This window comes from Streptomyces sp. NPDC028331 (assembly GCF_055565775.1).
The window spans coordinates 82,811-102,914 of record NZ_JBVHTR010000003.1; the positions used below are offsets into that span (position 1 = coordinate 82,811).

Sequence of the window (20,104 nt, forward strand, 5' to 3'; positions counted from 1 at the left end):
CCGCGCGCTTCCTCAGCGCTGGGGCACCGCGCAGCCGTCCGGGCCGCAGGCGTCCGCGTCGCCCCGGTCGATCAGCGTGAGCGGCGAGCGCTCGCCCCAGGCCTGGGTGAGCGCCTGCGCGAAGACCTCCGCGGGCTGGGCGCCGGAGACGCCGTACTTCCGGTCGAGGACGAAGAAGGGAACGCCGTTCGCCCCCAGCTCGGCGGCCTCGCGTTCGTCGGCGCGCACGGCGTCGGCGTACGCGGTGGGGTCGGCGAGGACCTTGCGGGCGTCCTCGGCGGCGAGCCCGGCCTCCACGGCCAGCTCCACCAGCCGCTCGGCGCCCTCGGTGAACAGGGAGCGCTCCTCGGCGAAGTTCGCCCGGTACAGGATCTGGATCAGCTCGTCCTGCCTGCCCTGCTCCTTGGCGAAGTGCAGCAGGCGGTGCATGTCGAAGGTGTTGCCGTGGTCACGGCCGGTGGTGCGGTACTCCAGGCCCTCGGCGGCGGCCTGCGCGCCCAGGTTGTTCTCGCCCGCCTGCGCCTGCGCCTCGCTCATCCCGTACTTCTTGGCGAGCATCGTGAGGACCGGCTGCACGTCGTCCTTGGCGCGGTGCGGGTCCAGCTCGAAGGAGCGGTGCACCACCTCGACCTCGTCCCGGTGCGGGAAGGCCTGGAGCGCCTTCTCGAAGCGGGCTTTTCCGACGTAACACCAGGGGCAGGCGATGTCGGACCAGATCTCCACGCGCATGTCTTCGGCTTCTCTCCAGGTCGTACGGGTACGGAGCCTCCCTCCGCAAGCTGTGTGAACGTTCAAGCGCTCCGGTTTCATTCCCGGGGGACACCGGGGACGGAGTACCGGAGGTGGAGGTGGTGGTCGCCCTCGGCGGGCGGGTTCTCCGGGTCGGGGACCCAGCCGTGGCGGGCGTAGAAGGCCTGGGCGCGTCGGTTGTCCGTGTGCACGTCGAGGACGGCCGTCCGCCTGCCGTCCGCCTGCCACTCCTCGACACAGGCCGCGTGCAGCCCGGCGCCGATGCCGCGGCGCCAGTGATCGGGGTCGACGTGGAACTGGAAGAGCTTGACCGTGTCGGCGGGGGCTCCCTGCGGGGTGCGGAAGCACGCGACGCCGACGATGCGGCCGTGTTCGACGGCGCACAGCACATGCCCGTCGGGCCGTTCGATGGCGGCCCGCCAGGCGGCGAGCGGGTCGGTACCGTCCTGCGGGAGGCCGTCCGGGTAGTACGTCGCCCGGGCCCGCGCATGCAGCTCGGCCACGGCCGGCGCCTCTGCGGGCAGGGCGGTACGGATCACCCGGCTCCCGGTCACACGCTCTTCGATCATGCAACGGAGGACGTGGCCGCGTCGGGAGCGGTTCCGAGGCGGCTGAACTGGGCGCGGTAGGCGCTCGGCGTCAGGCCCGTCCGCCGGACGAGGTGAGCGCGCAGCGAGTCGGCGGTGCCGAGGCCCGAGGCCTGGGCGATCCGGTCCATGGGCAGGGTGGTCGTCTCCAGGAGTTCCTTGGCCCGCTCGATGCGCTGGTGGAGCAGCCACTGCAGTGGGCTGACCCCGCTCTCGGCGTGGAAGCGGCGGGTGAGGGTGCGCACGCTGACGCCCGCGTGCCGGGCCAGATCGGTGAGCGTGAGCGGCTTGTCGAGGTTGCGCATGGCCCAGCCGCGGGTGTCGGCGCAGGCGTTGCCCCGTTCGGGTGGCAGCGGCGTCTGGGTGAACTGGGTCTGGCCGCCGGGACGCACGGGGGCGACCAGGGCCAGCCGGGCGACCCGGTTGGCGGCGGCGGCGCCGTAGTCGGTGCGGATGATGTGCAGGCACAGGTCGATTCCGGCGGCGTATCCGGACGATGTCACGACCTGGCCGTCCTGGACGTACAGAACGTCTCCCTTGAGGTCCACCTCCGGGTACCGCGTGCGCAGCTCGTCGGCGTGCTCCCAGTACGTCGTGGCGCGGCGGCCCGCGAGCAGGCCCGCCTCGGCGAGCAGGAAGGCGCCGGTGCAGATGGAGGCGATGCGCTTGTTCGCGGCGCCCGCATCGCGCAGGGCGGCCACGACCCGCGGGTCCGGAGCGTACGCCGACCCGGTCCCCGCGACGAGCACCGTGTCGGCCGCTCGCACGGCCTCGAGGCCGTGGCGCACGTACAGGTCGAGGCCGCCGGTGGTGGGGACGGGACCGGGCTCCGCGGCGCAGATGACCACCTCGTAGCCCGGGTGTCCGTCGACCTCGGTCTTCGTGAACAGCAGCTCGGGGATGGCGAGGTTGAACATCGAGACGGGGGACGCCGCGATGACGGCCACCCGGCGGGCCCCTCGCTCGTCGGCCATGGCCAAAACCTCCGGACGTATGGCATTCGGGCCACTACTCTACGCCGCCGGAGATCCGCAGAGTGAAAACATGTCAACGAATCAGGCGATGACGAAGACTCACATAGACGGCTCGGAAGGGACCTTGGGATCGGCTGCGGCCGCGCTCACCCTGACCGCCGCCCTTCTCGGCTTCGCGATCACCACGCTCGACGCCTCCGTGGTGAACGTGGCCCTCCCGGCCATCGGGACCGAGCTGAAGTCCGGTCTGTCGGGGCTCCAGTGGGTCGTCGACGCCTACACGCTGGCGTTCGCGGCGCTCATGCTGTCGACGGGGGCCTTCGCGGACCGGGCCGGGGCGAGCCGGGCCTTCGGGGCGGGCATCGCCGTGTTCACTCTGGCGTCGGCGGCATGCGGAGCAGCACCGGACCTGGCGCTGCTGATCGGGGCACGGGTGGTGCAGGGCGCGGCGGCGGCCGTGGTCCTGCCGGCCTCCCTCGCGCTCGTGCGGCAGGCGTACCCGGACGCGGCGCGGCGGGCGCGCGCCGTGGCCGTGTGGGCGGCGGGCGGTTCGGTGGCGGTCGCCCTGGGCCCGGTGGCCGGCGGGGCGCTGACGACGGCGTGGGACTGGCGCTGGATCTTCTTCATCAATCTGCCGGTGGGCGCACTGGCGCTGCTGTCGCTGCTCCGCACACCGCGCTCGCCGTCACGGCCGGCGCCCTTGGACGTCCCCGGTCAACTGACGGCGGTCGTGGCTCTCGCCGCGTTGACGTTCGCGGTGATCGAGGGCGGTACGACAGGCCTGGCGGCGCTGGCGGTCGCCATCCTCGCGGGTGCGGCGTTCGTACGGATCGAGACCCGGCAGGCACACCCCGTGGTACCGCTCGGGCTCTTCCGCAGCCGGCACGTCCGCGTGGCCGTCGCGGCGGGGGCGGCGTGCAGCGTGGCGTTCTACGGTGTGGTGTTCCTCTTCTCCTTGTTCTTCCAGCAGGTCCAGGGGCGCTCCGCGCTGTCCGCCGGGCTGCTGTTCCTTCCGATGACGGGGCTGATCCCGGTGGCCAACATCCTGTCGGGCAAGCTGGCGGGGCGGTACGGCGCCCTGGTGCCGATGCTGCTGGGGCAGGGGCTGGCGGTGGCAGGGCTGCTGCTCCTGCTGTCCGTCGACACGTCGACGCCGTCCGCCGCGGCGGCCGTCCTGCTGGTCCCGACGGCCCTGGGATGCGCCCTCACGGTGCCGCCGCTGACGGCGACGATGATGGAGGCGGTTCCCCCGGACCGTGCGGGTCTCGCGGCGGGCGTACTGAACTCGGCCCGACAGGTGGCCGGGGGCCTGGCCATCGCGGTGTTCGGTGCGCTGGTGGGCGGGGGCTTCGAGGCCGGGATGCGGTGGGGGCTCGCGGTGTCGGCGGTGCTGTTCACCACGACGGCCGTGGCCACGCTGCGCCTGCGGCGCTCGGCCGGTTCCTCATGAACCGTCCCGCAGGTCCTGCGGCCAGTGCGGACGGTACTCGATCCGGTCGTACGTCACCACGCACCCCTCCCCCATCGGCGACTGGGTCATGAAGCCGACCAGCGCCGCATCCGTCTCCTTCTCGTCGCCCAGGGTGAACAGCCGGACGAACGTCCACCGCTTCCCGTCCCGCGAGGCGTGGAAGGCGAAGGCCCGGCCGGTCCGGCTGATCCGGAGCCAGACCGAACTCCCCTCCACGGTGAAGGAGTTGGCGTCGTCGGAGTGCCCCCGCGTCACCACGGTGCACACGGTGGGCACGTCCGGCGAGTACTCCAGGCACAGCTTCGCCCACGCCCGCTCCCCCACGTGGACGTAGAGCACACCGGCGTCGAAGGCCGCGGCGAAACCGACGGTGACGCGGGCGATGAGCTGGAAGTCCCCTTCCGGCGCCCCGAGCAGCCGGGGCGCGTCGGAGGCGGCGTCCAGGGACTCGCCGGTGGGCGGCACGAATCGATCCTGCCGGGCTCCCGCCCAGCCGGTGAGCACCCCGTCCTCGTAGGACCAGTCACCGTCGGGCCCGTATGTGCGGAGGATGAAGGGGAGTTCGGGAAGTTCGAAGTCCATTGGCGCAGTGTCCCAGGTCCGGGGGCAACGGGCGGCTGTTTTCGGGGGCGCGGGGCTGTGACGGCCTGTGGTTCCGCGACGGGCGCGAACGGCCACGGAGCCGCCGCGCCCCCGACGCCCCCTACGGCGTGACGCGCGAGGAAACCGTCACCGCTCCAGACGGCCGTTGAACCGCCGGGGCAGCCCCAGCGGGTTGTCGTCCCGCAGCTCCGGCGGAAGGAGCGCCTCCGGCGCGTTCTGGTACACGACCGGCCGCAGCCACCTCTCGATGGCGGTACCGCCGACGGACGTGGACGTGGACGTGGTCGCCGGGTAGGGACCGCCGTGGTGCTGCGCGGGCGCGACCGCCACCCCGGTGGGCCAGCCGTTGACGAGCACGCGGCCGGCCAGCGGGGTCAGCTCCTGCAGGATCTCCGCGCCTCGGCCCTCCCCCGCCGCCTCCTCGCTCGACATCTGCACCGTCGCGGTGAGGTTGCCGGGGAGCCGGCCCAGGACGCGCTTGGCCTGCTCCTCGTCCTCGTAGCGGGCGACGACCGTGATCGGGCCGAAGCACTCCTCCAGGAGCAGGTCGTGCTCGCCCTCGGTGGTGAGCTTCTCGGCCGGGACGGTGAGGAAGCCCGCGCTCACGCCGTGCTCACCTCCGGGGCCGGGGGTGACCGGGGCCTCCACCTCGGGGAGGGCCGCACGCTCGGCGACCCCGGCGATGAAGTTGTCGCGCATGCGGTGGTCGAGCAGGACACCGGCCTCGGTGTCGCCGACCGCCTCGGTCAGGGACTTCACCAGGCGGTCGCCCGCCGCACCCGTCGGGGCCAGGACCAGGCCCGGCTTGACGCAGAACTGGCCGACGCCCAGCGTCATGGAGCCCGCGAGCCCCGCACCGATCTGCTCGGCGCGCTCGGCGGCTGCGGCCTCCGTGACGACCACCGGGTTGAGGGAGCCGAGTTCCCCGTGGAACGGGATCGGGACGGGGCGGGCCGCCGCCGCGTCGAAGAGGGCGCGACCGCCGCGGACGGAGCCGGTGAACCCGGCGGCGGCGACCAGCGGGTGCTTGATCAGCTCGATGCCCGCCTGGAAGCCGTGGACGAGCCCGAGCACGCCCTCGGGGATGCCGTGCCGCTCGGCGGCGCGGCGCAGGGCCGCGGCGACCAGTTCGGACAGCGCCGGGTGGTCGGGGTGGGCCTTGACGACGACGGGGCAGCCCGCGGCGAGCGCACTCGCGGTGTCGCCGCCGGCCACCGAGAAGGCGAAGGGGAAATTGGAGGCCGAGTACACGGCGACGACGCCCAGCGGGACCTTGTAGCGCCGCAGGTCCGGGATCGGCGGGGTCGCGGTGTCGTCGGGGTGGTTGATCACGACGTCGAGGAAGGCGCCTTCGTCGACGATGTCCGCGAAGGCGCGGAGCTGGTAGCAGGTGCGGGCGAGTTCACCCTTCAGCCGGACCGGGCCGAGCGCGGTCTCCGCGTCCGCCGCCTCGACGAGCTGGTCCTCGGCCGCCTGAAGCTCCTCGGCCGCGGCGCGCAGGAAGGCGGAGCGGACCGTGCGGTCGGCGAGGGATCCGCGTGCCTCGTGGGCGGCCCGGACAGCGGCGTCCACCTCGTCGGCTGTGGCCTCCACCGCAACCTGTTCACGCTGCTTCCCGGTACGGGGGTCGACACTCCAGACTGGTGCTGCTGCCACCGCGGGTCCCTCCAGATGTCATGCCGCAGTTCTTACGCCGTCCTCAGAGGTGTTCGATATACTGAACGCTGTCTCTGATGATGAATATGCTGCTCGGAGACTATTTCCCGGCGAACGAAGGGGTCAAGCGCGATGTCGGCAGGCGAGACAGGCGGCGGGGCGCAGGTCAAGTCCGCGGTGCGGACGGTCGAGTTGCTCGAGTACTTCGCCGGCCGTCCCGGTATGCACTCGCTGGCCTCCGTGCAGGAGGCCGTCGGGTACCCCAAGTCCAGCCTGTACATGCTGCTGCGCACACTCGTGGAGCTGGGCTGGGTGGAGACGGACGCCACGGGCACGCGCTACGGCATCGGGGTGCGGGCGCTGCTGGTCGGCACGTCGTACATCGACGGCGACGAGGTGGTGGCGGCGGCCCGGCCGACGCTGGACCGGCTGTCGGACGACACCACGGAGACGATCCACCTGGCGCGGCTCGACGGCACGAACGTGGTGTATCTGGCGACCCGCCAGTCGCAGCACTACCTGCGGCCCTTCACCCGGGTGGGGCGCCGGCTGCCCGCGCACTCGACGTCGCTGGGCAAGGCGCTGCTGAGCACGTACACGGACGAGCAGGTGCGCAAGATGCTCCCGGAGACGCTGCCGGCGCTGACCGAGCACACCATCACGGACCGTGAGAAGCTGATCGAGGAGCTGCACCAGGTCCGGGAGCAGGGCTTCGCCGTGGACCGGGAGGAGAACACGCTGGGGCTGCGCTGCTTCGGCGTCGCGATCCCCTACCGCACCCCGGCCCGCGACGCGATCAGCTGCTCGGTCCCGGTGGCCCGGCTGACCCCGGCCCACGAACAGATGATCAAGGACGCCCTGTTCGACGCGAGGGACCGTCTGACGCTCGCCACCCGGAGGCTGTGAACCATGGAGGTCGTGCTCCGCGAGATCCAGGACAGCGACCTGCCCGTCTTCTACCGGCACATGAGCGATCCCGAGGCGGTCCGGATGGCCGCGCTCACCCCCGGCGACCCTGCCGACCCGGACGTCTTCAACACCCACTGGCAGAAGATACGGTCCTCGTCCGACGTCCTCGCCCGCACGGTCCTGGCGGACGGCGACGTGGTGGGGAGCACGGCTGGGGGTACCCCCTGCTCGAAGAGCTCGGGGGAGTATGGGGAACCGGGCGAGCGCGAGGTCACGTACTGGATCGACCGCGCCTACCGGGGCCGGGGCGTGGCGACGGCCGCGCTGCGGGGACTGGTGGCCGAGGTGCCGGACCGCCCGCTGTACGCACGGGCGGCGGCGGACAACGCGGGGTCGCTGCGCGTCCTTCACAAGTGCGGGTTCCGCGAGAGCGTGCGGGCCAGGGGGTACGCGAACGCGCGGGGGGGGCGGAGATCGACGAGGTGGTGCTGACGCTCGAGGGGTGAGGCCGGGCCGGTGGGATCCGGGCGGCGCATCATGAGCATCCGATGAGAAGTGGGACGTTCGGGAACGATCAGGACGGTCCCGTTCGTCTTTCCGGCGGGATGAACAAGACGATCAGGCGCGCCTCCGTCTTCGTGCTGTTCCTGGTGTTCGCCCTGCTGGTGAGGGCGACCTGGGTGCAGTTCTACGACGGCAAGGCGCTCGCGGACGACAGTGACAACCGGCGCAACGCGATCGAGACGTACTCGCGGCCGCTCGGGAACATCATCGTGGCCGGACGGTCGATCACCGGATCGGCGCCCTCGGGCGGCGGCAGCGACCTCGCGTACAAGCGCACCTACACCGACGGCAAGCTGTACGCGGCGGTGACGGGATACGCCTCGCAGAGCTACGCCCCGACCCAACTCGAAGGCATCTACCAGGACCTGCTCAACGGCACGGACCCCCGCCTGAAGACGGCCATGGACACGATCACCAACCAGCGGGCCGAACCGGGCAACGTGGTCACGACGATCGACCCGGACGTGCAGAAGGCGGCGTACGACGCGCTCGGCGACAAGAAGGGCGCGGCCGTCGCGATCGACCCGAAGACCGGCCGGATCCTGGCGGTCGTGTCGACCCCGTCCTACGACCCGTCGTCCCTGACCGACGCCGACACCGCCGCCGCGGCCTGGAAGGCGCTGGGCGCCGACCCGGACAAGCCGCTCACCAACCGCGCGCTGCGCCAGCCCCTGCCGCCGGGCTCGACGTTCAAACTGGTGGTGGCGGCCGCCGCGCTGGAGGACGGGCTCTACTCGTCGGTGGACCAGAAGACCGACAGCCCCAACCCGTACCGGCTACCGCTGTCGACCGACAAGCTGTCCAACGAGAACCCCTCCGCCCCCTGCGGGAACGCTTCGATCCGGGTCGCCCTGGAGTACTCGTGCAACAACGTCTTCGCCAAGATGGCCGTCGACCTCGGCCAGGACAAGGTGAAGGCGATGGCCGAGAAGTTCGGCTTCAACGACGACCGGTTGGACGTGCCGGTACGGGCGTACGCGAGCGTGTACCCCTCGAAGATGGACCAGGCGCAGACGGCTCTGTCGGGCATCGGCCAGTTCGATGTGACCGCCACCCCGCTCCAGATGGCCATGGTCTCCGCGGCCATAGCCAACGGGGGTGAGCTGGTCAGTCCGCATATGGTGTCGCAGATCACCGACAGCGGTGGCGATGTGCTGAAGAACTACGACAACGACACGTCCACGAAGCGGGTCATCAGCCCCTCGACCGCCGCGCAGCTCCAGTCGGCGATGCAGACGGTCGTCAAGGAGGGCACGGGCACGAACGCCCGGATCCCGGGCGTCACCGTGGGCGGCAAGACCGGTACCGCGCAGCACGGCGAGAACAACAGCCAGGTGCCGTACGCCTGGTTCACGGCGTACGGCGCGTCCGGCACGACGGGCAAGCAGGTCGCGGTCGCGGTGGTGGTCGAGCAGTCGGACGCGGCACGTTCCGAGGTGAGCGGCAACGGGCTGGCGGCGCCGGTGGCCAAGGCCATGATGCAGGCGGCGCTCAAGAGCTGAGTGCCACAAGCCCCCGGCCGGCGATGCCCCGGCCGGGGGTTCGGCCCGCGGCGCAGCCGCAATCGAATGCGGCGTTCCCGGACGCCGCAATCGAACGCGGCGTCCCCCGGAATCACCGCACGCCGAGGATCTGCTCCACCGGATCGATCGCGAAGTACACCAGGAACAGCGCCGAGACGCCCCACAGCAGCCAGTTGACCTCCTTGGCCTTGCCGAGGACCGTCTTGATGACGACGTAGGACAGGAACCCGGCGCCGATACCGTCGGTGATCGAGTAGGTGAACGGCATCGCGGCGATGGTGAGGAACGCCGGGATGGCGATCTCGTACCGGTCCCAGTCGATGTGCTTGACGTGCGTCATCATCAGGAAGCCGACGGCGATCAGGGCAGGTGCCGCGGCCTGGAGCGGGACGATCGTCAGCAGCGGGGTGAGGAACAGCGCGAGACCGAACAGGCCGCCGGTGATCAGGTTGGCGAACCCGGTGCGCGCGCCCTCGCCCACGCCGGCGGCGGACTCGATGTACGCGGTGTTGGACGAGGCGGAGCCGACGCCCCCGGCGACGGCGGCGGCGCCGTCGATGAACAGGACGCGGCCGATGCCCGGCACCTGGCCCTGTTCGTCGAGCAGCCCGGCCTCCGCGCTGATGCCGACGATGGTGCCCATGGCGTCGAAGAAGTCCGACAGGATCAGTGTGAAGATCAGCAGGACGACGGTGATGGCGCTCGTCTCGCCGAAGGCGCCGAACAGACTGAAGTGACCGACGAGTCCGAAGTCGGGGGTCGCCACGACCTTGTCGGGGACCTTCGGGGTGGTCAGGCCCCAGCTCTTGATGTCGGCGACGGCGTTGACGACGATCGCGACGATCGTCATGGTCACGATGCTGATCAGGATCGCGCCCTTCACCTTGCGGGCGAGCAGCGCGATGGTCAGCAGGACGCCGAGACAGAAGACGAGGACGGGCCAGCCGGTCAGCCGGCCCACGGCGCCGAGCTGCACGGGCACGGTGGTGTTCGCGGCGTCCGGGATGCGGCTGACGAACCCGGCGTCGACGAAGCCGATGAAGGCGATGAACAGGCCGATGCCGACGCCGATGGCCTGCTTGAGCTGCTGCGGGATCGCGTTCATGATCGCTTCCCGTAGTCCGGTGAGCACCAGGACGCAGATCAGGACGCCCTCGATGACGACGAGGCCCATGGCGTCGGACCAGCTCATCAGCGGGGCGAGCTGGAAGGCGACGACGGCGTTGAGGCCGAGGCCCGCGGCGATGGCGAGCGGCAGGTTGCCGCCGACACCCATGATGATCGTCATCACGCAGGCCACCAGTGCCGTGGCCGTGACCAGTTGGCCGGTGTCCAGGTGGTGGCCGAACTTGTCCTTGGCGCTGCCCAGGATGATCGGATTCAGGACAAGGATGTAGGCCATGGTGAAGAACGTGGCGAAGCCGCCGCGTATCTCACGGCCGAAGGTGGAGCCGCGTTCGGAGATTCTGAAGAACCGGTCGAGACCGTGCACCGCCGAGGGCGCGGCGCTCGGCCGGGTGACCACCTTCTGTGGGTCGGGCATGAGGAGACTCCTTGGCTGCCTGGCGAACGGGTGCGGATGCTGGCTGGATTGTTCCCCTGGTGAATCGCTTTCAGGTTTTCCCCGTGTTACGGAATCGGAGAGTTCGGCCCGCCATACGACGTTCGAAGCTCCGTACGAACGCTGCTACGCTTCCGGATCTCGTCCCGGACCGCACTCCGGACGTCCACATGGCACTTACACGACACACACAGGTGCCCGCAGAGGTGCCGGAGCCGCAGCGAGGAGAGGTCGCCCGTGGGCACTGTCGTCGACGACGCCGCCTCCGCGGAGTTCCACGCCTTCTTCGAGAGGCACCACGCCGAGCTGGCCCGGCTCGCCCATCTGCTGACCGGCGAGGCGGACGCCGCCGACGACCTGGCCGCCGATGCGCTGCTCGCGCTGTGGCACCGCTGGGACCGGGTGCGCGCCGCCGACCACCCGGTGGCCTACGCCCGCGGGGTGGTCGCCAACCTGGCCCGCACCCGGATCCGCAGCGCGGTGCGCGAACGCCGCCGGATCACTCTCTTCTGGTCGCAGCGCGAGGAGAGGGCCGAGAACCCGGACGTGCCGGCGGTCGTCGACGTCCAGGAGGCCCTGCGCCGCCTGCCGTTCCGCAAACGGGCGTGCGTCGTGCTGCGGCACGCCTTCGACCTCTCCGAGAAGGACACGGCGCTCGCGCTGGGCATCTCGGTGGGTACGGTGAAGAGCCAGACGTCGAAGGGAATGGCCGAATTGCAGCGGCTGCTGGGCACCGCCGAAGCCCCTCGGCGTGTTCAGGCCGCGGTGGTGCGCACCGGAGGAAGGGACCGATGAGGGACGTGCACGACGAGCTGCGCGCCCGGCTGCACACGGCGGCGGAGGCGCACGAGCCCGACCGCGCGCGCATCCTGGCCCGCGTCGAGCGCGGCATGGCCGCGCCGTCACGTCCCAGCCGCCGGGCGACGCGTCCGCCGCTGTGGGGCTGGGTGCGGGTCGTGGGCGCCACGGCCGGGGTCGCGGGCGTCCTCGCGGTGGGCGGCTATGCGGTCGCCTCGGCGGTGAAGGACGACACCCCCGCGCGGCAGACGGTCGCGGTCTCCCCCACGCCGGCCCCGTCCCCGGACGCGACGAGCCGCGCACCCGTCCGCCCGGCCGAGCCGTCGCCCACCGCCGGCCCCCGCGCTTCCGGGCAGCCGACCGCTCCCGGCTCGAAGGCCCCGACGGCCTCCGCGACCGCCACCGCCCCGCCGCCCGCCTCCGGTGTCCAGGACGGCCCGCTGTGGTCGGACGGCTCGGTGGACCCGCACAGCAACGACTTCTGGTCGCAGAGCGACCTGACCCTGAAGACGAGCGAGGAACTCACCGCGCTCACCGTCGAGTTGAAGGTGGCGCAGACCGGCGGGGTGTCCTCGACGGGCGCCTGGCGGTCCCTGCCGGAGCAGGACTTCACGTTCACGGTCGCCGAGAGGGACGGCTTCCTCGTCTACACCTGGGCGCTCAAGGCGGGCCGTACGGTCCCGGCGGGCCAGTGGGTGTTCGCGGGGCAGTACGACCACCGCCGCGGCGGCCGGGACGCCGGGAACGACAGCTACACGATGACTGCGACGGCGGGCGGCGAACAGCTCGCGGTGAAGGGCGGCTTCGCGGCGCACCAGGGCAGCGCGGGCGACGCCTCGTAGGAACCGATCGAAAGTTTCGGTCCCCTCGGATCCCTCACGCACCGATTGACGTGCTGTCCCCCACTGGTGACACTCCGAAGGCAGCCTGACCAACAGAATCCATCAGACTCCCACAGGATGTGTCATGCGACGCCGCACCGCCCGCACGCTCCTGCTCCCCTTCCTCGCCCTCCTGCTGGGCCTGCTCGCCGCGCCACCCAGCCCCGCACACTCCGGAGCACCGCCCGTGAACCACCCCAAGTACGCCGGCTACCTGTTCGCCTATTTCACCGGCGAGGGCACCGCCGACGGAGAGCAGATCCGCTACGCGCTCAGCCGCGGCGACGACCCCCTGCACTGGCGTGAACTGAACGGCGGCAAGCCGGTCCTGACGTCCACGATCGGCGAGAAGGGCCTGCGCGACCCGTTCGTCATCCGCTCGCCCGAGGGCGACAGGTTCTACCTCATCGCCACCGACCTCAGGATGTACAAGAACAGCAGCGGCAGTTGGGACTACGTCCAGCGGCACGGCAGCAAGTCGATCATGATCTGGGAGTCGACCGACCTGGTCCACTGGACGGACCAGCGTCTGGTGAAGGTCGCGCCCGACAACGCGGGCAACACCTGGGCGCCGGAGGCCTACTGGGACGACTCCCTCGGTGAGTACGTGGTCTTCTGGGCGTCGAAGCTGTACGCCGACGACGACCCGGACCACACGGGCTCGACGTACAACAAGATGCTGTACGCGACGACGAAGGACTTCCGCACCTTCAGCGCGCCCAAGGTCTGGGACGACCCCGGCTACTCGGTGATCGACTCGACGGTCGTCAAGTACCAGGACACGTACTACCGCTACACCAAGGACGAACGGGACCCGTCCTCCAGCTCCCCCTGCTCGAAGTTCATCACCGCCGAGAAGTCGACGTCGCTGACCTCGACGAAGTACGACTTCGTCGCCGACTGCATCGGCAGCGGCGCGATCAGCCAGGGCGAGGGCCCGACGGTGTTCAAGTCCAACACCGAGAAGAAGTGGTACCTGTTCATCGACGAGTACGGCGGCCGGGGCTACGTCCCCTTCGAGACGACCGACCTGGACTCGGGCAAGTGGACCCCGTCCACGGACTACCAGCTCCCGGCGAGCCCGCGGCACGGCACCGTGCTCCCGGTGACGCAGGCGGAGTACGACCGCCTCCTGGCCGCGTACCCGGCGACCGGCACCTCGGTCGTGGACGCGACGGCGCCCGGCCAGAAGGGGTACGCGGTCGTCACCGACGCCTCGAGCAAGGTGGTCCTGCCGATGGACCCGCACGCGGACCTGCGCCACCTCGCACCGAAGCTGTGGGTCGGCGAGGGCGCGACGGTCACCCCGCCGTCCGGGACCCGGCGCGACTTCCGCACCCCGCAGGCGTACACCGTGACGGCCGCCGACGGCACGAAGCGCACCTGGACGGTGGAGGCGGTGCCGACCCGCAGCCCGGTCCTGCCCGGCCTGAACGCGGACCCGGACGTCGCCTACCTGGACGGCCAGTACTGGATCTACCCGACCAGTGACGGCTACAACGGCTGGAGCGGCACCAGCTTCAAGGCGTACTCGTCGAAGGACCTCGTCCACTGGAAGGACCACGGGGTGATCCTCGACCTGGGCCCGGACGTGACGTGGGCGGACAAGTACGCGTGGGCGCCGACGATCGCCGAGAAGAACGGCAAGTACTACTTCTACTTCTGCGCCGAGCAGCAGATCGGCGTGGCGGTGGCCGACTCGCCCGCGGGCCCGTTCAAGGACGCGCTGGGCAGGCCGCTGGTCGCCAAGGGCGGGAGCCTGAAGGGCCAGATGATCGACCCGGCGGTCTTCACGGACGACGACGGGCAGTCGTACCTGTACTGGGGCAACGGCCACGCGTACGTCGTCCCGCTGAACGCGGACATGACGTCGTACGACGCGTCCAAGGTGAAGGAGATCACCACGGACGACTTCCGTGAGGGGTCCTTCATGATCAAGCGCAAGGGCACGTACTACTTCATGTGGTCCGAGGACGACACCCGCAGCGAGAACTACCACGTCGCCTACGCCACCGGCCCGACCCCGCTCGGCCCGTGGACCAAGCGCGGCACGATCCTGTCCAAGCGCCCCGAGTACGGCATCCTCGGCACCGGCCACCACTCCGTGGTGAACGTGCCCGGCACCGACGACTGGTACATCGTCTACCACCGGTTCGCGCTGAACGGCCCCGGCAGGCCGGGCGGGGACGGCATGCACCGGGAGACGACCGTCGACCGCATGGAGTTCGCGGCCGACGGCACGATCAAGCCGGTGGTACCGACCCTGCGGTCGGTACCACCGGTGCGGCCTAGCTGACGAAGTACGTCGGGTTGGGCAGCTTGTACGTCCGGTCGGCGTGGCCGCCGTCGAGGTCGGAGTACTGGTCGCCGAAGTTGGCGATGATGTCGTACCCCAGGTCCTCGATGTGCTCGCGGGTGCCGGACTTGTACTGGACGGTGGTGCACTTCCAGGCGCCCGGGGTGGCGCAGCCGCTCAGGTAGGACGGCGGGTTGGCCGCGTCCTTGAGGAACATGTGGTCGGCGTCGAGGTTCACATCGGCGCCGACCTTCTTCAGGTTCTGCACCGCGGCGGAGCGCTGGGCCTCGCTCAGGCCCGAGTTGTAGAAGACCTCGACGCCCTTGGACGCGGCGTACCGCACGAGTTCGGGGCTGCCGAAGACCTCCGGGCGGTCGGCCCGGTTCACGTAGGCGGCCCAGGTGGCCGAGTTGTACGTGTAGTTGTAGCGCTTCTCGTAGTCGAGGCTGAGCAGCAGCGTGTCGTCGATGTCGAAGACGACGGCCGGCTTCTCGCCCCGGTGGTGCGCCTTGCGGGCCGCCTTGTCGATGTAGCGCTTGGCGTCCGCGTCGATGCGCGCCAGGTCCTTGGCGTACGGGCTGTCCGGGGACGCCTGGTAGACACCGTCGGCGTCGGCCGTGGTCCCGTAGTAGGTGTCGATGTCCTTCACCAGGAGCCCGATGTTGTAGGGCTCGTGGGTGGAGTTCGCGGTCGACTGACCGGCGGTGGCCGCGCCGGCGCCGTAGAGGGCTCCACCGGCGACGGCACAGGCGGCGACGAGGGCCGCGATGCGAAGTGGCTTATGCATGACAGGTTTTCTACGCGCGTCACCGCTGGGAGCGCGAGGCCCGTTGCCCGATCGATACCTTCCCGACCGGCCAACGGGCCCCCGCCGTCACCCTTCCGGGTCAGTTCATGGTCGCGCCGATGGTGGTGCTGCCCGTGGTCAGGAACGTGGTGTCGGGCAGGGAACCGTCCGACTTCCGGGCGTTGTACGTGCTCGACGCGTCCGTGGACCTGAAGGCGGGCGTCGAGATGCCGGAGTCCCAGTTGTTGCCTGCCGACGTCACCTTGGAGCCCTTGTTGACCAGGCCGCCGCCGTTGCCGACCGCCAGGTTCTTGCCGAGCTTCGCGGAACTGGTGGCGAAGTAGTAGCCCCACTTGGCGTTGGCGTAGGCGGTGGTGCGGTTGATGACGATCGCGCCGGTGTTGGAGTTCTCCGTGAAGCCGTTGCCCGCGTTGTCCCAGGCGGCCGAGTTGTTGACAACGTGGGCGACCGTCACGCCGTTGCCGCCCAGTTTGTAACCGTTGCCGTTGCCCTCGAAGGCGGGGTCGTTCCAGCGGTTCTTGCCGTTGCCGAAGGACCAGGTGTGCTCGATGGTGACCGGCGAGGAGAAGGACCACAGGTCGATGCCGTCGTCCGAGTTGTTGTAGAGCCGGGCTCCGGTGACCAGGTTGCCGGTGCCCGAGCCGAACTTGATGGCGACACCGTCGGCGTTCTGTCCGTGGTCGGCCGGGTCGTAGTTGCCGTAGGAGTCGAGGTTCTTCACCGTGTTGTTCACGGTGCCGTCGCCGGTGAGCGTGAAGCCCGAGTCGCCGCCGTTGATGGTCTTGATGTCGTTCCAGTGGGTGCCGGTGCAGGACTGGCAGACGACCGCGCTGTCCGGGGAGTTCTGGAAGGTGATGTTCGAGACGTTCCAGTAGTCGGCGGTCAGCTTGAAGATCCAGGAGCCGGAGGGCAGCTTCGACCCGTCGATCTTCACCGTCTCCGAGCCGTACGCGGTGAGCGTGATCGGCGACGAGGACGTGCCGTTGGCCGTGGACTGAAGGGTCGCCGTCGGGTAGTAGGTGCCGCCGCGCACCTGGATGACGGTGCCGCCGGTGGCGTTCTTGATGGCGTCGGCCAGGTCGGTCGAGTTGCCGACGACGACCGTCGCGGCCTGCGCCTGGGTGGGGAGCACGGCGAGACCCGCGCCGAGCGCCAGGGCGGCGCCCAGGGTGAGAGCGGTGCGACGAGACATGGAGTGCGGTCCTTTCGTCTCGGGGAAGGGGTGGGGGGTGGTGCGTCAGCGGGGCGGGCGGGGGCTCCAGTCGCCGAGGTAGGCGGTGCGCGTGTGGAGCCGCGCTTCCTCGTCCGTGAGCTGGGGGCGGTTGTCCGGGGCGCTGATCACGGCGCCGGGTCCCGAGTTCCGGTACTCGCGAAAGCGCATGGACTGCCAGGGGTAGGCGTCCCGCATGTCGGTGTAGGGCGCGACCGCGTCGATGCCGGGCCCGAGCCAGGTGTCCCGGACGACCAGCGAGGGCCGGGCGGTCGTCTCGTACGACGGCACCCACGGCCGGGCCAGCTTGTACGCCCCGTCCTCGGCGCCGGAGGTCACCCGGCAGCGGACCGCGAGGAGTCCGTGCGGGTTGGCGCGGGCCGTGGAGGGCGCGAAGACCATGCCCTTCGGTGTGAAGGCGACGTCCCGGTCCAGGGTGTGGAAGTGACAGCCCTCGAAGACGGCGGCGGCCCGCCCGAACACGAAGTCGACGTCGCCCTCGATGTAGCAGTCCCGGTAGTACTGCCGGTCGAACGACGTGAGCGCGGTGGTGTCCGCGAACAGGGTGTCCTGGTGGGCCAGCAGCCGGACGCGGTGGAAGAGGGAGCGGTCCCCGGTGACGTGGGCCGCGACCGCCTGCGTGCCGGTGATCTCCGGGTGGTCGGCGCGCAGCCAGTCGTTGGCGAGGGTCAGGTCGCCTACGGTCAGACCCGGCGCCGCGGAGGTGAAGGTGGCGGAGCCGGCCGTGCCGTAGCTGCCGGAACCGTCGGGTTTGGGGGTCCCGTTGGCGTTGTCGTAGACGATGACGGCGTCACGGGGGTCGCCGGTGGCGCCGCGCAGGGTCAACTCGCCCGCGGTGGCGGGTACGTCGACGACTTCGCGGTACGTGCCCGGGTGGACGACGATCGTCCACCCGGGCCCGGTGACCGCGTCCACCGCGGCCTGCACCGAACCGCCGGGGCGGACGTGCAGCACGCGGCGTCCGCCGGACGCGAAGGCGGGAGTGGTGCCGACGGCCGGCAGGCCGCCGGCGAGCCCGGTCAGCAGGGTGCGCCGGTCCACGTCAGCACCCCTTCCGCCAGGGGGACCAGTCACCGAGGTAGGCCTCGCGGGTGGCCGACCGGGCTTCCGTGTCGGAAAGCTGGGGCCGGTTGGCGGGGACGGTGACCGCGGCTCCCGGACCCGTGTTGCGGTACTCCGCGAACCGCTGGTTCTGCCACGGGTAGGTGTCGGACATGTTGGCGTAGGGCGCGGCCGCGTCGATGCCGGCGCCTAGGTGGGTGTCCCGGACGGTCAGCATCGGGCGGGCGGTGGGGTCCGAGCCGGGCACCCACGGACGCGCGAGCTTGTAGTACGCGTCCGGGGCCGCGCTGCTGATGCGGCTCCTCGTCACCAGGTAGCCGCGGGGGTCGGCGACCGCGGTCGACGGCGCGAAGACGAAGCCGTAGGGGGCGGCGGACAGGTCCGTCCGGTTCAGGGTGCGGAAGTGGCAGCCCTCGAAGACCGCGGTGGCCCGCCCGAACACGAAGTCGACGTCGCCCTCGACGTAGCAGTCCCGGTAGTACTGTCGGGCGAACGTGCCGAGCGCCGTCGAGTCGGCGTACAGCGTGTCCTGGTGGCCGAGGAACCGGCACCGTTCGAAGGCGCTGCGGTCGCCCTGCACCTTGATCGCGACGGCCTGCGTGCCGGCGGTCTCCGGGTGGTCGGCGCGCAGGAAGTCGTTGGCGAAGGTGAGGTCGCGGGCGGCGAAGCCGTCGGCCTGCACGGTGGTGGTCGCCGAGCCGGTCGTGCCGTAGGTGCCGCCGCCGGGCTTGGGCGTGCCGTTGGCGCGGTCGTACACGACCGCCACGTCCCGCGCGTTCCCGGAGGCACCGATCCACGTCATACCGGTGCGGGTGGAGTCCACGACGACGGTCTCCCGGTACGTCCCCGGCGCGATCACCAGCGTGCACCCGTCGCCGTCGGCCGCCGTGACGGCGGCCTGCACGGTGGTGAAGTCCCCCGCCCCGCCCGGGTGGACGTACAGGGTCTTCTCGGTGAGGCGGGCGGACGGCGAGCCGTACCGGCCGAAGCCGGAGCCGAAGCCGGAGCCGGAGCCGGCCCGTGCGGGGGCCGCGAGGCCGAGCGCCAGGGCGGCGCCGGCGCTCGCGGCGAGGAAGGCTCTGCGTCCCACGGTGGCCGTCACGGTCAGCAGACCTTTCCGGCGCCCGCGCGGTGGTCGACGATCCCGGGTACCGCCCGGGCCGGGTCGACGTCGGTCCGCAGGGTCGGGGTCCAGCCGGCGCCGGACTGGAGGATCTCGCCGGGGACCTGCGCGTTGTGCACGGCGATCAGGTCGGTGAGCCTGCCGTTGACGTAGTTGTCGCCGGCGGTGAGCGGCGCCTCCTTCCACTTCTTCAGGATCAGGCCGGGCTGCACCCCCTCCGGCAGGGTGAACGCGTTGTGCTCGGCCACGAGCTGGGACTCCATGCCGATGCCGTAGCTGTAGCCGTAGCCGTCACCCGCGACGAAGTGGTTGTCGTAGGAGTCGACCTGCCCGAAGCGGACGCGCGGGGCGCGCTCCACCAGGTTCGAGAACAGGTTGTGGTGGAAGGTGACCTTCAGGTGCCCGCGGTCCACGGCTGCGGTGGAGGCGCTGTCGCTGTTGCCGATGAGGATCGTCTTGTCGTGGTCGGCGAAGACGTTCCAGGAGGCGGTGACGTAGTCGGAGCCCTTGACGATGTCCATCTCGCCGTCGTGCTGCTCGTAGATCCGCCCGTAGTAGTACGGCAGCGTGCTGTCGGGGTGGTCGCCGTCGGTGAAGGTGTTGTGGTCCATCCACACATGGGTGCCGCCGTAGACGTCCACGCTGTCGTACTCGGAGTTCCAGTTGCCGTCGGCGGTGTCGGTGGGGTCCCACTGCGGGAAGCAGTCCAGGGGGCTCTCGAAGCTCAGATTGCGGACGATGACGTTGTCCACGCCCTGGATCTGCAGGCTCGCGCCCTTGAAGCCGGCGTCCTTGCCGATGCCGATGATGGTGGTGTTGGCGGGCACGAAGGCCTTGATGTACTTGTCCTGGTTGGCCCCGGAGGCGCGGCGCAGTCCCTCGGGGCTGTCGGCGGGCTCGCCGTCCAGGTTCTCGGTGCGGCCCCACACCGCCGGGTCGTAGGTCTTGAGGTAGGTGTCGAAGTCGTAGCCGGGCACCGCGAAGGAGGCGCAGCTCGGCCCGTCCGCGTCGATCGTGCCCCTGACCTTGACGATCTTCGGCGCGGAGCCGCCGTCGGCGAGGGCGGCCTTGAACTGGTCCCAGGTGGTGACGGTGTACACGTGCGCGGCGTCGGCTGCCGCGCCGCCGGTGGTGCCGGTGCCGTAGGAGCCCCAGCCGTCGTGTGCGGCCAGGGTCTGGCGGCCGGGGTCGCGGGGCTGGGCGGCGGATGCGGCGGGGCCGGTCACGGTGAGGACGAGGGCGGTGCAGCCGATCAGCGCGGTCGCCGTGACTATGGCATGCCCATGCCATTTCTGTGAGCGCATGGT

The 20,104-nt window shown here is 70.8% G+C and carries 17 protein-coding genes and 1 pseudogene; 7 read left to right on the forward strand and 11 right to left on the reverse strand.

Annotated features, from left to right (window positions below; all coding sequences use genetic code 11):
- Positions 1-12: 12 nt before the first annotated feature.
- The 3 genes from ACZ4SW_RS04440 to ACZ4SW_RS04450 form a co-directional block, all read right to left on the reverse strand.
- Positions 13-729 (reverse strand): DsbA family oxidoreductase, encoded by a 717-nt coding sequence (locus ACZ4SW_RS04440; RefSeq protein WP_468237798.1) that lies wholly within the window; start codon positions 727-729, stop codon positions 13-15.
- Positions 730-806: 77 nt separating this feature from the next.
- A complete protein-coding gene (locus tag ACZ4SW_RS04445) occupies positions 807-1,319 on the reverse strand; it encodes a GNAT family N-acetyltransferase (RefSeq protein ID WP_468237800.1) in 513 nt (170 codons plus the stop codon).
- Positions 1,316-2,311, reverse strand: coding sequence for a GlxA family transcriptional regulator (locus ACZ4SW_RS04450; protein WP_468237803.1), 996 nt, complete (start codon positions 2,309-2,311; stop codon positions 1,316-1,318). Before ACZ4SW_RS04450 ends, ACZ4SW_RS04445 begins: the two co-directional genes overlap by 4 nt.
- Positions 2,312-2,399: 88 nt before the next feature.
- Between ACZ4SW_RS04450 and ACZ4SW_RS04455 the strand changes: the two genes are divergently transcribed.
- Complete coding sequence (locus tag ACZ4SW_RS04455; RefSeq protein ID WP_468237805.1) at positions 2,400-3,761, forward strand: MFS transporter; 1,362 nt, start codon at positions 2,400-2,402, stop codon at positions 3,759-3,761.
- On the opposite strand, the gene ACZ4SW_RS04460 is transcribed toward ACZ4SW_RS04455, so the two are convergent.
- Positions 3,756-4,364, reverse strand: a complete 609-nt coding sequence (locus ACZ4SW_RS04460; RefSeq protein WP_468237808.1) for a DUF1349 domain-containing protein — start codon at positions 4,362-4,364, stop codon at positions 3,756-3,758. The genes ACZ4SW_RS04455 and ACZ4SW_RS04460 overlap by 6 nt on opposite strands.
- 147 nt (positions 4,365-4,511) lie before the next feature.
- Positions 4,512-6,041 carry an aldehyde dehydrogenase (NADP(+)) gene (locus ACZ4SW_RS04465; RefSeq protein ID WP_468237811.1) on the reverse strand — a complete coding sequence of 510 codons (1,530 nt, stop codon included), beginning with the start codon at positions 6,039-6,041 and terminating at the stop codon, positions 4,512-4,514.
- 132 nt (positions 6,042-6,173) lie between these two features.
- Between ACZ4SW_RS04465 and ACZ4SW_RS04470 the strand changes: the two genes are divergently transcribed.
- The 3 genes and pseudogenes from ACZ4SW_RS04470 to ACZ4SW_RS04480 all read left to right on the forward strand — a co-directional run bounded on the left by ACZ4SW_RS04470 (position 6,174) and on the right by ACZ4SW_RS04480 (position 9,016).
- Positions 6,174-6,947 (forward strand): IclR family transcriptional regulator, encoded by a 774-nt coding sequence (locus tag ACZ4SW_RS04470; protein ID WP_200423233.1) that lies wholly within the window; start codon positions 6,174-6,176, stop codon positions 6,945-6,947.
- A gap of 3 nt (positions 6,948-6,950) precedes the next feature.
- Positions 6,951-7,456: pseudogene (locus ACZ4SW_RS04475) on the forward strand (GNAT family N-acetyltransferase).
- Between the two features lie 99 nt (positions 7,457-7,555).
- Positions 7,556-9,016, forward strand: coding sequence for a peptidoglycan D,D-transpeptidase FtsI family protein (locus ACZ4SW_RS04480; RefSeq protein ID WP_468237813.1), 1,461 nt, complete (start codon positions 7,556-7,558; stop codon positions 9,014-9,016).
- Positions 9,017-9,128: 112 nt separating this feature from the next.
- On the opposite strand, the gene ACZ4SW_RS04485 is transcribed toward ACZ4SW_RS04480, so the two are convergent.
- Positions 9,129-10,580, reverse strand: a complete 1,452-nt coding sequence (locus ACZ4SW_RS04485) for an NCS2 family permease (protein WP_468237816.1) — start codon at positions 10,578-10,580, stop codon at positions 9,129-9,131.
- A 255-nt stretch (positions 10,581-10,835) separates the two neighbouring features.
- Between ACZ4SW_RS04485 and ACZ4SW_RS04490 the strand changes: the two genes are divergently transcribed.
- The 3 genes from ACZ4SW_RS04490 to ACZ4SW_RS04500 all read left to right on the forward strand — a co-directional run bounded on the left by ACZ4SW_RS04490 (position 10,836) and on the right by ACZ4SW_RS04500 (position 14,573).
- Entirely contained in the window at positions 10,836-11,393 is a 558-nt protein-coding gene (locus tag ACZ4SW_RS04490) for a SigE family RNA polymerase sigma factor (RefSeq protein ID WP_468237818.1), read from the forward strand.
- Positions 11,390-12,238, forward strand: coding sequence for a hypothetical protein (locus ACZ4SW_RS04495; RefSeq protein WP_468237821.1), 849 nt, complete (start codon positions 11,390-11,392; stop codon positions 12,236-12,238). The genes ACZ4SW_RS04490 and ACZ4SW_RS04495 overlap by 4 nt, the downstream gene beginning before the upstream one ends.
- Positions 12,239-12,362: 124 nt before the next feature.
- Entirely contained in the window at positions 12,363-14,573 is a 2,211-nt protein-coding gene (locus tag ACZ4SW_RS04500; protein ID WP_468237824.1) for a glycoside hydrolase family 43 protein, read from the forward strand.
- Here the strand turns inward: ACZ4SW_RS04500 and ACZ4SW_RS04505 are convergent.
- The 5 genes from ACZ4SW_RS04505 to ACZ4SW_RS04525 form a co-directional block, all read right to left on the reverse strand.
- Positions 14,566-15,360: an HAD family acid phosphatase gene (locus ACZ4SW_RS04505; RefSeq protein WP_468237827.1), complete on the reverse strand. Its 795-nt coding sequence runs from the start codon at positions 15,358-15,360 to the stop codon at positions 14,566-14,568. The genes ACZ4SW_RS04500 and ACZ4SW_RS04505 overlap by 8 nt on opposite strands.
- Positions 15,361-15,460: 100 nt before the next feature.
- Positions 15,461-16,573, reverse strand: coding sequence for a right-handed parallel beta-helix repeat-containing protein (locus tag ACZ4SW_RS04510; RefSeq protein ID WP_468237829.1), 1,113 nt, complete (start codon positions 16,571-16,573; stop codon positions 15,461-15,463).
- Positions 16,574-16,618: 45 nt separating this feature from the next.
- Positions 16,619-17,653 (reverse strand): pectinesterase family protein, encoded by a 1,035-nt coding sequence (locus ACZ4SW_RS04515; protein ID WP_468237831.1) that lies wholly within the window; start codon positions 17,651-17,653, stop codon positions 16,619-16,621.
- 1 nt (position 17,654) lies between these two features.
- Positions 17,655-18,776, reverse strand: a complete 1,122-nt coding sequence (locus ACZ4SW_RS04520; protein WP_468237834.1) for a pectinesterase family protein — start codon at positions 18,774-18,776, stop codon at positions 17,655-17,657.
- Between the two features lie 2 nt (positions 18,777-18,778).
- Positions 18,779-20,101 (reverse strand): pectate lyase family protein, encoded by a 1,323-nt coding sequence (locus ACZ4SW_RS04525; RefSeq protein ID WP_468237836.1) that lies wholly within the window; start codon positions 20,099-20,101, stop codon positions 18,779-18,781.
- Between the last annotated feature and the right edge of the window lie 3 nt (positions 20,102-20,104).

Bases quoted from the DNA above. Each gene is read 5' to 3' on its own strand.
- ACZ4SW_RS04455 (WP_468237805.1), top strand. From the start codon at position 2,400: ATGACGAAGACTCACATAGACGGCTCGGAAGGGACCTTGGGATCGGCT.
- ACZ4SW_RS04460 (WP_468237808.1), bottom strand. From the start codon at position 4,364: ATGGACTTCGAACTTCCCGAACTCCCCTTCATCCTCCGCACATACGGG.
- ACZ4SW_RS04440 (WP_468237798.1), bottom strand. From the start codon at position 729: ATGCGCGTGGAGATCTGGTCCGACATCGCCTGCCCCTGGTGTTACGTC.
- ACZ4SW_RS04485 (WP_468237816.1), bottom strand. From the start codon at position 10,580: ATGCCCGACCCACAGAAGGTGGTCACCCGGCCGAGCGCCGCGCCCTCG.
- ACZ4SW_RS04500 (WP_468237824.1), top strand. From the start codon at position 12,363: ATGCGACGCCGCACCGCCCGCACGCTCCTGCTCCCCTTCCTCGCCCTC.
- ACZ4SW_RS04525 (WP_468237836.1), bottom strand. From the start codon at position 20,101: ATGCGCTCACAGAAATGGCATGGGCATGCCATAGTCACGGCGACCGCG.
- ACZ4SW_RS04510 (WP_468237829.1), bottom strand. From the start codon at position 16,573: ATGTCTCGTCGCACCGCTCTCACCCTGGGCGCCGCCCTGGCGCTCGGC.
- ACZ4SW_RS04450 (WP_468237803.1), bottom strand. From the start codon at position 2,311: ATGGCCGACGAGCGAGGGGCCCGCCGGGTGGCCGTCATCGCGGCGTCC.
- ACZ4SW_RS04470 (WP_200423233.1), top strand. From the start codon at position 6,174: ATGTCGGCAGGCGAGACAGGCGGCGGGGCGCAGGTCAAGTCCGCGGTG.
- ACZ4SW_RS04495 (WP_468237821.1), top strand. From the start codon at position 11,390: ATGAGGGACGTGCACGACGAGCTGCGCGCCCGGCTGCACACGGCGGCG.
- ACZ4SW_RS04505 (WP_468237827.1), bottom strand. From the start codon at position 15,360: ATGCATAAGCCACTTCGCATCGCGGCCCTCGTCGCCGCCTGTGCCGTC.
- ACZ4SW_RS04445 (WP_468237800.1), bottom strand. From the start codon at position 1,319: ATGATCGAAGAGCGTGTGACCGGGAGCCGGGTGATCCGTACCGCCCTG.
- ACZ4SW_RS04480 (WP_468237813.1), top strand. From the start codon at position 7,556: ATGAACAAGACGATCAGGCGCGCCTCCGTCTTCGTGCTGTTCCTGGTG.